Source organism: Fulvivirga ligni, assembly GCF_021389935.1.
In the GTDB taxonomy this organism is placed as follows: Bacteria; Bacteroidota; Bacteroidia; order Cytophagales; family Cyclobacteriaceae; genus Fulvivirga; species Fulvivirga ligni.
The window spans coordinates 1,767,822-1,781,470 of record NZ_CP089979.1; the positions used below are offsets into that span (position 1 = coordinate 1,767,822).

Consider the following 13,649-nt stretch of genomic DNA (forward strand, 5'->3'; position numbering starts at 1 on the left):
TACAGCATGTTGTGTACTTTAATTTTCTTTATATTCAAATTTGCGACCGTTAAATCTAACCTCTCTGAATTTCCCTGTTAATTCGATCTTGCCGTCCTCAAGTTCCTTTTTGATGTTTTTCAATTCTTCAATAAATGAATGATCTTCTAGTTCGATAATTTGCCACTTTTCCTCTATGCTTAATTCATCTTTATAGTCAGTTCTAGAAAGAATTGATTTGCCTTGTTCGCCAAAATTGGAAATTATTAAATTTCTTGATAGAAAATTATATCCTTTAGAGTCCAGCCATTCGTAATGAAGTTCACCTAGTCCATCAATTGGGTCTATTCGTTTTTGAATTATGTCATTTATTAAAGCAATGAGGATTTGTTTATGAGCTTTCCCAAAGTCGAGTCTTGGCGTTATAATTTCAGATACGTAATTTCTAATTGACTTATCATTAAAATCTAGGGATATTAGCTCAGTATAAGTTTCTTCTGGTAACTCTTCTTCTAGTGATTCTGATTCATAAATCCATTTTTCAAAATCTTGAATTTCAGTTTTCTCTTCTATGAATTGTAGAAATGATATTGAAGTTGAAGTTTTCAAATTCTCTTTTACTATTTAGGCTTGGCCGCAATTATATTGCGGCCTCATCTTCTTGGCATTTGTAATGCCGCTACAACAATAAAGAACCTATTTACACCGGTATGATAAGGGCATTGCAAATGCCCTGAAGGTTACGATCGCAATATAATTGCGACCGAGCTCAAAATATAATTGCAATCGAGCTCAAAATAAATAATAAGTTGTTAATCATAAAAAAGCCACCACAAACTCCACCCTCATGGACCTTGCAATGGCTTCCTTATCAATTTTATAATGTCAAAAACCACCAATCAAGGTAGCTTTCATTATCCCTAAGCCGGAATCATATCCTGCTTTTCTTCTCGGCTCCAGTGTCTCTTCTTAATAGCATTTTTAAAGGCTTTAAAGAAATCATCGCTGGTTTTGCCGGCGGTTACTATGCCTTGATCTTCTTTCAGATCTTTATCACTATAGTTTACATCTTTAATGTCTGAGGCTTTTAAAATTTCAATGGCTTCACCGGTGGCGGCTATACCTTTGCAGTGCTTAAACATCTGATTTACAAAGTATAGTATTGCTCCCTGCTCTTTTAAAGTCTTCACACTATCACTGCCGCCTGGTAAGAATACCGAATCATATAAAACAGCATCTACAGTAGGCAAGCTCTTGTCTACCTCCATGATAGAGCCATCGGCTGCTTTTACGGCACCTAGCTTCTTAGCTATAATTTCAGCTTTAGCGCCCTGAGTTTTTAAATATTTGGTCAATGTTTCTACTGCGGCACCATCGAATCCATCAGCTACCAGGATGGCCACTTTTCTGGCTTCAATGGTATCTTTTTGTCCTTTTTCCATGCTCAGCGCGTCAGAAGTTTTGGTGTAATCTTCATTCGCAGCGCTGGATTTCGGAGGCTTCACACCAATATTATCGGCTATAGCCACGGCCATATCATGATCTATATGGTTGAAATGATCCACCATTTTCTCATGAATATGCTTGTGCTCTACTTTGCCCAATTCAAAACTTAAAGCATCAATAATGTGCTGTTTTTCCGGCGGTGTCATGCTGTTTACAAACAGACGGGCCTGGGTGTAGTGGTCTTTAAAGCTCTCAGGCCTTTTTCGCACTTTTACGCTGCTCATCGGCTCCGGATAACTTACAAAACCTCCTTTGTCTTCAGGTACTTCAGCCGGTTTTCCTTCAGCCAGAGAGTTGGGCTCATAGTTCACTCTGCCTTTATTAATGGTCTGGCGCATGTACCCATCTCTTTGATAATTATGCGTAGGATTAATCGGTCGGTTAATCGGAATCTCGGCGAAATTTGGACCTCCTAGTCTAATAAGCTGAGTATCAGTGTAAGAGAATAAGCGACCTTGTAATAAAGGATCATTAGTAAAGTCAATACCTGGCACCACATGTCCGGGGTGGAAAGCTGCCTGCTCTGTTTCTGCAAAGAAGTTATCAGGGTTTCTATCCAGCACCATTTTACCTAGCATTCTAATGGGCACCTCTTCTTCTGGCCATAGTTTGGTGGCATCGAGCACATCGAAGCTGAGTTTATCCTCTTCTCCTTCTTTTATGGCCTGCACGCCAAACTCCCACTCAGGAAAATGACCATCTTCTATGGCTTCCCAAAGGTCTTTTCTATGGAAGTCTGGGTCGTTGCCCATAATTTTCACGGCCTCGTCCCAAACCAGGCCATGAACGCCCAATTTTGGTTTTAAATGGAATTTTACGAAATGAGATTCACCTGCTTTGTTAATAAACCTAAAGGAGTGAATTCCAAAGCCTTCCATCATAGCATAGCTCCTGGGTATAGCACGGTCAGACATCACCCACATCATCATGTGCATGGCCTCTGGCGTTAGCGATATAAAGTCATAGAAGTTATCATGGGCAGAGGCCGCCTGTGGTACCTCATTGTGTGGCTCAGGTTTCACCGCATGAATCAGATCAGGGAATTTAATGGCATCCTGAATAAAGAATACAGGAATATTGTTTCCCACCATATCAAAAATACCTTCTTCGGTATAGAATTTAATGGCAAAGCCGCGCACATCTCTGGCAGTATCTGCCGATCCTCTAAAGCCTGCTACGGTTGAGAATCTTACAAAAACAGGCGTTTTCTTTCCTTTTTTGAGGAAGTTAGCCTTGGTAATATCGTCGCAGCCGTCGTAAGCTTCAAAGTAGCCATGAGCGCCGGAGCCTCTGGCATGCACTATTCTTTCGGGTACGCGCTCATGATCAAAATGAGTGATCTTTTCGCGCATGATAAAGTCCTCTAGCAGTGAAGGTCCTCTTTCTCCTGCTGTGGCTGTATTTTGATTATCATTGATACCCACACCTTGGTTTGTGGTGAGTTTTTCGCCACTATCTTTGGTATGGTTTTTCAATTGTTTGCTCTTTTCATCCATAAGTATTGGTTGGTTAGTTCTGTTGAGTTTATTGCTGATAGGGGATTAACATATTAGCTGTGCTAATGTTGTTGATATGTCATTGGTAGACTAATGTTTTTTAATGATACTGATATAAGTAAAAGTTATAGATGAAATTCATCCGCATTTGGAACAGTTATCATGATATGTCGTTTTCAATAGAAACTCACACTTTAAGCTATGCAAAACCATAACCCCGCTGCCCCCATTTTCAATGCTGTAAGACAGGAAAACCTTGAAGAGGTAAAACACCTGATTGATCAGGGAGAAGATATTCAGGTGATTGATAACAAGGGATTTACGCCTCTTATTTTGGCCACTTACCATGGTAATGCAAATATTACCGAGCTTTTAATCAACAGCGGAGCCGATGTGAACCATCAGGATGCATCTGGTAATACCGCTTTAATGGGCGTTTGCTTCAAAGGATTTTTGCCTATTGTGGAGCTTTTACTGGAAAAAGGAGCTGATGTACATCTTAAAAATGGCAATGGAGGCACAGCACTAGCCTTCGCCGCCATGTTTGGTCATGAAGATATAGTGAAGTTACTGGTAGCCCATGGTGCCAGCCTGTATGATCAGGATGTAAGAGGCATGCGACCTATAGATTTGGCAGCGCAGCAAGGCAATGAAAATATGGTGGAATTGATTAAGAATTTAGCTGAAAGCCAGGAAAAGTAATGGTGCCTCAATAATTTAGAGACACCATTTTATATATGCTAATGATGGTGGCCACCTTCGCCTTTATTCATTTCTGATTTAAGGTAAAAGGCTCCTTTAGTAACTATTTTGCTATTGTCTAGTTCCTGCTCATAGCTCTTTATTTCTGTGAATCCGGAAGAAGACGAACCTGGAACAAACTCATTCTTTGTAAACGTAAGTTCCTTTCCCTCTGATTTTGTCTGGCTGAAAAAGTAATATTTTCCGTCGTCTCTGATGATAGCATCATCCGGTAAGGATCTTACCATGGTGGTATCTAGCAAAATATTAGCCTCTACATAAAGGCCAGCAATGAGATCAAACTCTTCATGAAAATGGCCATGCACCCTAATAGTTTTGGTGTCTGTATCCATGTTCTTACCCACTAATGAAACTTCTCCGTCGTATAGCTTATTATTTTCAAAGGCCGGTACTTTAAACAAAATTTTCTGACCTTCCTTCACTTTAGGGATGTCTTTCTGGAAAAGCTTGAGTTCCAGATGCATATGCTCTCTGTTAATTAGCTCCATAATCATTTCTCCAGCCTCTATGTGCTGCCCATTATGTGTTTTCACAGAGGTGACGGTGCCATCAAAAGGGGCTGTGAGATAAATCTTATTTTGAATATGGCCGGCAGCCACTCTCTCAGGGTTAATTCCTAAATATTTCAGTCTTTCGGCTAAGGCAGCTTTTTGCGCTTTGGCATTATTATGATTAGCCTCTGTTTGCTGTAGTTTTTTCTTAGCACCAACCTGCGCCTCGTTAAGGGTTTGCTGCCTGTCTAGTTCCTGCTCCAGCACCTGCAGATTATTCACAGCCTGAACATATTCCTGCTGCAGCATGATATATTCAGGGTTTCTTAATGTAGCCAGTATTTGACCTTTCTTTACCTCAGCGCCCTCTAAAAAATGGATAGATTGCACGAAACCGTCCATTAAAGGAGTGATGCTGGCCAGATTATTTGGAGGCAGTTCAATGGTGCCGTTGGCTTTTACAGATTGTCCCAAAGGTTTATAGTCAAAAGTACCCAATGCTATACCAGCTTGTTTCACCTGCATATCAGAAAGGTGTAATTGACCTGGCGTTTCTTCCTCTTCATGATCTTGCTCATGAGTTTCTGTGGCTGTTTCATTGCTACAGCTCACTATAAATAGGAGGAATATGAATAAGTATTTTATGTTAAATGTCATAATATTTTATTTAGTACCGCTGAGGTAGTTAATTTCAATAATGGATAGGTTGTATTTCAATATGCTAGTAAACCAGTTACTCTTAATAGTGGTAGCTTGAGAAATACTTTGTAAGTATTCTACATAGTCAATATCTCCTTCTCTGAATGATAAGGAGGCCCCTTCCAGCAGCTTTTGGCTTAAGGGTAGACCAGTGTTTTGGTAATAATTCAGTTGCTTTTGCTGTTGTTTAAAGTTGATAACTGCCTGGTTCAATAATGCATTCCAGGATAGCTTTTGGTCTTGAAGCAGCATTTCCTGCCGGTCTGTTTCTAATTTGGCAGCCTGAATTTTTGCCTGCTGAGAACCGAAAAATAGAGGTACGGTCAGGCCTACCTGAAATCCATAGTACCCATTTTGCCCATTTACATTTTGCCATGCATATTGCCCTTTTAATCCTGGCCACCACTGTGATTGCTGCACTTTGAGTTGTTCTTCAGCCAATTGGGTTCTTTCCTGTTGATAAGCCATAAAAGGATTGTTGGCAGCAGTATCTAACAGACTGTTTTCTAACTTAAAAATAGTATCCGCCGGAGACAAAGAAGCTTGTAAGCTATTGCCGAGCAGCTGATTGAGCTTAGTGTAACCTGAGTATTTCTCCGCCTCGGCTCCTGAAAGAGCCAATTCTATCTCCTGTCGGCGACTTTGGGCATTTAACTTCTCTAGTCCTGAAGATTCACCGGTTTCATACCTTATCTGAGCTGCCTTTTCAAAATTTTGATACAGGCTGTCTAGATTTTCATAAAAATGAACCTTTTGGCAGGTATACAACCACTGAGCATAAGCCTGATTTACTTTCTTTAGTAATACTGATCGATCAATTTCATACTGCTTATGCTGTACTTCAGATTGCTGTTTTAGCATTTGAGATCTGGCAGCATAGGCGGTGGGAAAGGCAAATTGCTGCGAAATACCCAGGCTCTCAACGCCGCCTCCGGCCGATGTGGAACGCTCTTCTACACCATAAAATACATTTGCATTCTGTGGATTGAAGGCTGTTTTTATCATTTTTTCACTCTGTTTGTTGGCCAGTTGAGATGCTTTCAACGACAGGTTTTGTTCTAAGGCTAATCGTTGCGCTTCCTCTATGCTTAAGGTCTGGCTCTGAGCCGGGTAGAAAGCAGCTAACACTAAAATAATGCTGGCTAAGGCCGTTTTATTAATCCTTGGTGGGTTTTCAAACCAACTGTACAAAACCGGGAGCACTATCAGTGTGAGTAAGGTAGCGGTTAGCAAACCGCCAATAACCACCGTTGCCAGCGGCCTTTGTACTTCTGCTCCTGCTGAAGAGGATAAAGCCATGGGTAGAAAGCCCAATATATCCGTGACTGCAGTAAGAAAAATAGGCCTCAGTCTGGAGGTAGTGGCTTGCTTGATTCTTTCGCCTATGTTTGTTACACCACTTTCTTTTAGGTCATTTAGGCTACTGATTAGCACCAGGCCATTGAGTACAGCTACTCCAAAAAGCGCAATAAAACCAACCCCTGCGGATATGCTGAAGGGCATCCCTCTTATCCACAATGCGAATATTCCACCTACAGTAGCAAACGGAATGGCAGTGTATATCAACACCGTTTGCTTTACGGATTTCAAATGAAGAAATAGGATGATAAAAATGAGTGCCAGGGCCAAGGGTATCACTATTGCTAACCTGTTCTGAGCCCTCTTTAGATTCTCAAACTCACCACCAAAAGTGGTGTAATATCCTGGCGGAAGCGAAAGCCTTTCCTTGAGCTGATTTTGCATATCATTTACCAGAGATTCCGTATCTCTATTTCTTACGTTTACACCAATTACAATCCTTCTATGTGTGTTGTCTCTGGAGATTTGGGCCGGAGCTTCTTCAAAATTCACTTGGGCTACTTCTCTTAGCGGTACACTCCCATTTCCAGTGGGGATATACAGATCTCTTACAGCGTTAATATCATTTCTTGCCTCACTTTTCAATCTCACCACCAGATCAAACCGTTTCTCACCTTCAAAGATTTTGCCTGATTCAGCTCCGGCGAAGGCCGTGCTCACAGTTTTATTAAGATCAGAAATAGTAAGACCATATTCTGCTAGTCTTTGCCTATTGTACTTGATAACGATTTGTGGGAGGCCAGTCACCTGCTCTACTTTCACATCAGAAGCACCCGGAATTGTGCGGATTAAGGCTGCGGCTTCGTTGCCCTTTTCTTGCAAAATATCCAAGTCTTCGCCATATATTTTCACAGCAATGTCCTGCTTTATACCAGTCATCAGTTCGTTAAAACGCATCTCTATAGGCTGACTAAATTCTATGGCCACTCCTGGAAGAATGCTAAGGGCAGCTTCCATTTTTTCGGCTAGCTCCTCCTTGCTGCTGGCTGAAACCCACTCGTCGGGTTCCTTGAGGCTTACCATTACATCGGCTCCTTCTATCGGCATGGGGTCCGTAGGTACTTCACCGGCTCCTATTTTCGTAACCACGGTTTTTACTTCAGGAAAACTATCGAGTAGTATGGATTCCACTTTACTGGTGTTTTTGGTCGTTTCCGCAAGAGAGGTGCCCGGAGCCATGCGGGTTTCCAGCGCAAAGTCACCTTCATCTAGCAGCGGTATAAACTCGCCTCCCAGGGTGGTGAATATAAAAATTGATACCGCCAAAGCTCCTACTGCTATAGTCACAACCAGCTTTTTCATGCTTAATGCTTTGTTTATAACAGGTTGATATCTGGCTTCCATCCATGATATAAATCGGTCGCCCCAGGTCTTTTTGGTAATCTTTTTACTATAAAGGCCACTTGCCGTTATCATGGGTACATAGGTAAGGCATAGCAGCATAGCACCTATTATTGCGAAGCCGAAAGTGAGTGCCATGGGGCGAAATGTTTTGCCTTCTATTCCGGTAAGGGTAAGGATGGGTATGAAGACTATAAGAATAATAATCTGACCGAAAATAGCAGCATTCATCATTCTGGATGAAGATTTTGAAGCAATATGGTCTAGTCTTAGCTGTTTGTCTTTGCCTGTAAGCGTTTGTAGCTGAGTAGAGTTATTAATCAACATCACCACCATAAATTCCACTATGATAACCGCTCCGTCTACGATGATGCCAAAGTCCAGAGCTCCTAAGCTCATAAGGTTGGCCGATACCCCAAAGGTGTTCATCATGCCTAAGGCAAACAACATGGACAGGGGTATAACGGAGGCTACAATTAGGCCTGAACGCATGGTGCCTAGTAAAAAAACAAGAGCCAAAATAACGATAAGTCCCCCGATGATCAGGTTTTCCGAGACGGTAGAGGTGGTTTTATCCACTAGTTTGGTTCTGTCGAGGAATGGTTTTATGCTTACTCCCTCGGGTAGTGTGCTCTGGATATCGGCTATTCTGTCTTTCACTCTCTCAATAACCGCGGCTGAGTTAGCGCCTTTCAGCATCATTACTATGCCTATTACGGTTTCACCTTTACCATCTTTAGTGGCAGCACCGTACCTGGGAGCATGCCCTTCACCAACCAGAGCCAGGTCTGCGATGGTTACGGGTATACCATCTCTATTGGTGATGAGAATCTGGCTAATGTCATTATAGCTCTTGGCCATGCCTTGACCTCTGATGTAATAGAGGTTTGGCCCTTTTTCAATATAACTGCCACCGGTATTCTCATTATTGGAGCGCAAAGCGGAGTATATATCATTTAAAGTAAGGTTATAGGCATTCAGTTTGCTGGGATCTATGGCTACCTCATATTGCTTTAAGTAGCCACCCCAACTGCTGATTTCTACTACACCTTCGATCATGCTGAGCTGCCTCTTGATAATCCAGTCCTGAATGGTTCGTAGTTCTGTTGGTGAATATTGATCTTTATATTCGGGGTCTACCTCAAGAGAATACTGGTATATTTCGCCCAATCCGGTAGTAATAGGGCCAATTTGTGGAGACCCCAGGTCCTCACCGATATTTTCGCGTGCTTCCGTTATTTTTTCTGCTACCAGCTGTCGGGGTAGGTAAGTGCCCATATTTTCTTCAAAAACAACAGTAACTACTGATAAACCGAATCGTGAAATTGACCGGATCTCTGTCACACCCGGGATGTTAGCCATGGCCAGCTCTACCGGATAAGTAAGAAACTGCTCCACTTCCTGTGCTGCGAGACTTTGAGATGTAGTAATGACCTGCACCTGATTATTAGTAATATCGGGTACGGCATCTATGGGTATTTGTGTTAAGGAATAAGCTCCCCAGCCTATGATTACAAGTGTAAACAACCCTACTAAGATTTTATTCTTAATAGAGAATTGGATGATACTATTGATCATATTATTGAGTTTAAAATCAATGATTTATGGTATCAAAAGCGGCCTTATGCAACTTTCAAAGGCAGCTTGTGATAATGAATAATTAAAATGCGAGCTGGTTAAAGCCCGGCAGATAACATTGATTTTAAACCTGTGGGGGTTGGAAAATGCTGTTTAGATAAGCTGTATTGGCAATAAAATTATAGGTTGGTAATTCTGTCTTTCTAAAGTCACTTTGCCAGCTGAAACCTTGCTCTTGTCTGAAAATGGTAAAGCTACAACAGTGGCTATGATTCAGATGTCCATGAAAAGGGAGGTTGTCATCGTCAGCATGGTGCTGTCTTTCTGATGATTTGAAGCTAAGATAATCTTCAGTGAGATATTCCAGAAAAGAATCTCCTGCGGCAAGTTTGTGTTCCTGATAATGGTCAAATACTTTAGGGAGCTCTCTTAGCTCACACAGATCTGTGTGTGGGGTTAAAGAAACCACCAGAAAGTGCATGGCCCATATGATGTTCACTAACTTCATTCAGGGCAAAAGTACCTATAAATAAGGTGCAACAGGTATACAAGAAGAGTAAATAGTGGTTAGTAACTTGTAAATAGTCGTTAGTAACTAGTATATAGTAAATAGTACAGGAATGAGTAAAGAGTTGGGTTATGGTTGCTCTCTACTCATTTTAGTTATTTCTTTTTACTCTGCCAAGGCTTGTGGTTTTTCGCTCTTGGGCCTTGCAGGTTATGATTACTTCTACCTGCCACTTCCTGATATTGGTTCACTTCTTTTTTCCAGGGCTTTTGATTTTTAGCATCCGGTCCTTGAAGTATTTCTCTTCTGTAAGTGATAAGTTTTTTGGTGGATTTGTTTTTCCACGGCTTGTAGTTCTTGGCCTCAGGCCCCTTGAGGTCATTGCGTTCCTGGGCGGCGCTCTTGTTAAAAAAGGCTGCACCAGAAACGGCCAGAACGGTGATAATTAATCTAATCATAGAGTATCCAATTTTTACTACAAGAATACAGTTTTTGTCTCATTTTAGCCTGAATGGACAGGTTTTACTTTCTCTGGTGAGACAGATATCAGTATATTTTGATGGGTTAAAAATCATCATAATTATACCTTTTTATATCAAAGAGAAAGTTTTGTGAAATGATTTGATGCACAATTCGGGAAGTAAAATGTAATATGTATTATATATTTGGCTATCAAAATAAATTCAACTCATTCCAAACTTTACATCATGAAGAAACTGATTGTGGGGCTAAACTTACTACTGGTCCTGGCAGCCTGTGAAAAACAGGAAACAAAAGAGGCTGAAGCTATTGAGGAGCCTGTGGCTAAGCAGGAGACCGCTGAAGCGCCGAAAGAGAGATCATATGCTCAGGTAGAAATTTATAGAACAGCTAAAGGTACTGACGAGCGCTTTGCTCAGCTAAGCAGCGCACAGTTCGGTGAAGCAGATAAGCCGGTAGAAAACAAAACCTCTATTTACGTAGACCCAACCCACACTTTTCAGCAGTTTATTGGTATTGGCGGAGCTTTAACTGATGCTTCTGCGGAGATATTTGCCAGCTTGCCTCAGGAAAAACAAGATGAGTTGCTTACAGCTTATTTCGATGAAGAAAAAGGCCTTGGTTATACCTTTACCAGAACCAACATCGCCAGCTGCGATTTTTCTAGTGCTAGCTATGATTACATTGAGGAAAATGACAAGGAACTAAAGACTTTCGATATTTCTCATGATAAGGAATACAGAATTCCATTCATAAAAAAGGCCTTGGCAATGGCGGGCGATAGCGTGAAAATGTTTGTGAGCCCATGGAGCCCACCAGCATGGATGAAGGACAATGGTGATCGCTTAAATGGTGGTAAATTGCTGGATGATTACAAGCAGGCATGGGCAAATCATTACATCAAATTTATTGAGGCATATGAGGCAGAAGGTATTCCTATCTGGGGTCTTTCTGTGCAAAATGAGCCTATGGCCAAGCAGATCTGGGAGTCTTGCATCTTTAATGCTGAAGATGAGAGAGATTTTGTGAAAAACTACTTAGGCCCAACACTGGAAAAAGCAGGCATGAGTGATAAAAAGCTGATTGTTTGGGATCATAACCGTGATCTTATCTATCAGAGAGCCATGACCATGTTCAATGACCCTGAGGCTTCTAAATATGTGTGGGGAATAGGTTTTCACTGGTATGAGCCTTGGAAAGGTGGAGGCATGCAGTTCGATAACTTACAGAAAGTGCATGAAACTTTCCCGGATAAGAACTTAGTTTTCACTGAAGGATGCGTGGAGAAATTTGACTACAGCAGAGTCAATGACTGGGCGCTGGGTGAAAGATATGGCTGGTCTATGCTGAATGATTTCAATAACGGAACCGTAGCCTGGACTGACTGGAACATTCTTTTAGATGAAACAGGAGGACCTAATCACGTAGGTAACTTGTGTTTTGCCCCTGTGCACAGAGATAAGTCTAAAAAGGATTTGATTTACACCAATAGCTATTATTACATTGGCCACTTCTCTAAGTTCATAAAGCCAGGAGCCAAGCGTATTATCAGCTCTTCTAACTATGATAGTATCAATACTACTGCTTTCTTAAATCCTGATGGAAAAGTAGTGGTGGTTATTCTTAACAAGAACGAAAAGAAACAAGAGGTTACGGTATGGTTAAATGGAAAAGCCATTAAAACAGAAAGCCTTCCTCACTCTATTATGACACTGGTAGCGAGCTAAAAAGGACTTTAAACATATCATTTAAAGGAAAGCGCAACTGTAATAAGTTGCGTTTTCTTTTTTCCTGCTTTATTTTCGCTGCATAAACAACTGAGCCCCAATTGAATTCTTTAAACACTACCGTATATCCCTCATCGTATGAATGCACCATCACGGTAGATTGCTCTGTTTTCGGATTTCAGGATAACGAACTAAAACTTCTTCTGGTAAAAAGATCCATTGAGCCTTATAAAGACCATTGGCTGCTTCCGGGCGGTATTATGGGGGAGGGGCAAACGGTGGAGGAAGCCGTAAATAGGGTTTTGTTTAATCTTACCGGTATTCATGGTATCCACCAGGAGCAGGTGGGCTGCTATAGCGCGGTGGACAGGCACCCGGTAAAACGAGCGGTCACTGTCAACTTTTATGCTTTGATAAAACCTGAAAACCACCCCGCCATACCAAACGACTATGTGTCTGATGTTCAGTGGTTTTCACTGAATAATTTACCTCAAAAGCTGGGTTTTGATCATGAGATTTTGGCCAAGGATGCCTTAGCCAAGCTGAAAAGAAACCTTCAGGATAACCTGATCTTTGGAGAACTATTACCCGAAAAGTTTACGCTAAAGGAAATGCAAGATCTTTATGAGAGTATTCTGGATGAAAAGCTGGACAGACGCAACTTCCGCAAGAAGATTTTACAAATGAACTTATTGGAAAAAACCAATGAGAAAAAAGCCGGTGTTAAAGGCGGCCCTGATCTCTTTAGAATCAAGTAATTAGTTGAAAGACTGCCTGAAAGTAAGCGGAGACACTTTCATTTTATTCTTAAAGAACTTGTTAAACGACTGCGGATATTCAAACCCCAGTTGATAAGCAATCTGACTTACCGATAAATTGGTAGTAGTCAGAATCTCCTTAGCCTTCTCCATTAATTTATTCTGAATGTGCTGCTGCGTGCTTTGTCCAGTGAGGTTTCTGAGCATATCGCTCAGGTAGTTAGGCGACATGTTCAGTTGATCGGAAATGTATTGTACAGAAGGCAAGCCTTCAGATAAGGCCTGATCGTTATTGAAATACTCATCCAGAATATTTTCTACCTGGCTAAGTATATCAGGATTAGCGCTTTGCCTGGTGATAAACTGCCGATTATAAAACCTGTTACAATAATTGAGCATAAGTTCAATATGAGAAACCAGCACATCCTGGCTAAATTTATCTATGGACGACTTATACTCATTAGCAATGTTTTGCATGAGTGTGCTAAGCATAAGTTCTTCTTTATCAGATAAATGCAAAGCTTCGTGCACCTCATAGGAAAAGAAGCTATAGTTTTTGATGTTTTTGCCCAATGGATATTTACTGATCAAATCAGGGTGAAAAATGAGACACCAGCCTGATAATGACATTTCATCGTCCATACTGGTAGATACCACCTGTCCGGGAGAGAGGAACGACATTGTACCGCTATTAAAGTCATAATAGTTTTGTCCGTATTTCATTTTACCATTAAAATCTTTTTTGATACAGATGGAGTAGAAATTATAGACAAAGTGCCCAACTAGATCAGGACAAGATTCTCTCAATAATTCCAGTGAGGTAACACCTATTAAAGGATGCTCCAGGTCCGGCATTCCAAACATTTTGAAAAGCTCAGGAACGGAATTGATAATCTGCGGAGAGTCAATAGTTTTCTTCATAGTCAAGTATCAATTACATCATTAACGGGAATGGGATCTTAAGG

Annotated in this window: 10 protein-coding genes; 3 read left to right on the forward strand and 7 right to left on the reverse strand. The window is 41.2% G+C overall.

Annotated elements, in window-relative coordinates:
- Nucleotides 1-18 precede the first annotated feature (18 nt).
- Both LVD16_RS07955 and LVD16_RS07960 read right to left on the reverse strand, forming a co-directional pair.
- Nucleotides 19-588, reverse strand: coding sequence for a hypothetical protein (locus tag LVD16_RS07955; protein WP_233773395.1), 570 nt, complete (start codon nucleotides 586-588; stop codon nucleotides 19-21).
- 311 nt (nucleotides 589-899) lie between these two features.
- On the reverse strand, nucleotides 900-2,981 hold the full coding sequence (locus tag LVD16_RS07960) for a catalase (RefSeq protein ID WP_233773396.1): 2,082 nt from the start codon (nucleotides 2,979-2,981) through the stop codon (nucleotides 900-902).
- 201 nt (nucleotides 2,982-3,182) lie between these two features.
- Here LVD16_RS07960 and LVD16_RS07965 point away from each other — a divergent pair, with 201 nt between their 5' ends.
- Entirely contained in the window at nucleotides 3,183-3,683 is a 501-nt protein-coding gene (locus tag LVD16_RS07965) for an ankyrin repeat domain-containing protein (RefSeq protein WP_233773397.1), read from the forward strand.
- Nucleotides 3,684-3,721: 38 nt separating this feature from the next.
- On the opposite strand, the gene LVD16_RS07970 is transcribed toward LVD16_RS07965, so the two are convergent.
- From LVD16_RS07970 to LVD16_RS07985, 4 genes are all read right to left on the reverse strand, one after another.
- Nucleotides 3,722-4,891 (reverse strand): efflux RND transporter periplasmic adaptor subunit, encoded by a 1,170-nt coding sequence (locus LVD16_RS07970; protein ID WP_233773398.1) that lies wholly within the window; start codon nucleotides 4,889-4,891, stop codon nucleotides 3,722-3,724.
- Nucleotides 4,892-4,897: 6 nt separating this feature from the next.
- Nucleotides 4,898-9,211, reverse strand: a complete 4,314-nt coding sequence (locus LVD16_RS07975; protein WP_233773399.1) for a CusA/CzcA family heavy metal efflux RND transporter — start codon at nucleotides 9,209-9,211, stop codon at nucleotides 4,898-4,900.
- A 124-nt stretch (nucleotides 9,212-9,335) separates the two neighbouring features.
- A complete protein-coding gene (locus tag LVD16_RS07980; RefSeq protein WP_233773400.1) occupies nucleotides 9,336-9,719 on the reverse strand; it encodes a hypothetical protein in 384 nt (127 codons plus the stop codon).
- A gap of 155 nt (nucleotides 9,720-9,874) precedes the next feature.
- Complete coding sequence (locus LVD16_RS07985; RefSeq protein ID WP_233773401.1) at nucleotides 9,875-10,177, reverse strand: hypothetical protein; 303 nt, start codon at nucleotides 10,175-10,177, stop codon at nucleotides 9,875-9,877.
- A gap of 249 nt (nucleotides 10,178-10,426) precedes the next feature.
- Between LVD16_RS07985 and LVD16_RS07990 the strand changes: the two genes are divergently transcribed.
- A complete protein-coding gene (locus tag LVD16_RS07990) occupies nucleotides 10,427-11,926 on the forward strand; it encodes a glycoside hydrolase family 30 protein (protein ID WP_233773402.1) in 1,500 nt (499 codons plus the stop codon).
- A 101-nt stretch (nucleotides 11,927-12,027) separates the two neighbouring features.
- Nucleotides 12,028-12,684 carry an NUDIX hydrolase gene (locus LVD16_RS07995; RefSeq protein ID WP_233773403.1) on the forward strand — a complete coding sequence of 219 codons (657 nt, stop codon included), beginning with the start codon at nucleotides 12,028-12,030 and terminating at the stop codon, nucleotides 12,682-12,684.
- Here the strand turns inward: LVD16_RS07995 and LVD16_RS08000 are convergent, their stop codons facing one another.
- Complete coding sequence (locus LVD16_RS08000) at nucleotides 12,685-13,605, reverse strand: helix-turn-helix domain-containing protein (protein WP_233773404.1); 921 nt, start codon at nucleotides 13,603-13,605, stop codon at nucleotides 12,685-12,687.
- Between the last annotated feature and the right edge of the window lie 44 nt (nucleotides 13,606-13,649).

Coding starts and splice junctions, on each gene's coding strand:
- LVD16_RS07965 (WP_233773397.1), top strand. CDS start 3,183: ATGCAAAACCATAACCCCGCTGCCCCCATTTTCAATGCTGTAAGACAG.
- LVD16_RS08000 (WP_233773404.1), bottom strand. CDS start 13,605: ATGAAGAAAACTATTGACTCTCCGCAGATTATCAATTCCGTTCCTGAG.
- LVD16_RS07960 (WP_233773396.1), bottom strand. CDS start 2,981: ATGGATGAAAAGAGCAAACAATTGAAAAACCATACCAAAGATAGTGGC.
- LVD16_RS07970 (WP_233773398.1), bottom strand. CDS start 4,891: ATGACATTTAACATAAAATACTTATTCATATTCCTCCTATTTATAGTG.
- LVD16_RS07980 (WP_233773400.1), bottom strand. CDS start 9,719: ATGAAGTTAGTGAACATCATATGGGCCATGCACTTTCTGGTGGTTTCT.
- LVD16_RS07990 (WP_233773402.1), top strand. CDS start 10,427: ATGAAGAAACTGATTGTGGGGCTAAACTTACTACTGGTCCTGGCAGCC.
- LVD16_RS07985 (WP_233773401.1), bottom strand. CDS start 10,177: ATGATTAGATTAATTATCACCGTTCTGGCCGTTTCTGGTGCAGCCTTT.
- LVD16_RS07975 (WP_233773399.1), bottom strand. CDS start 9,211: ATGATCAATAGTATCATCCAATTCTCTATTAAGAATAAAATCTTAGTA.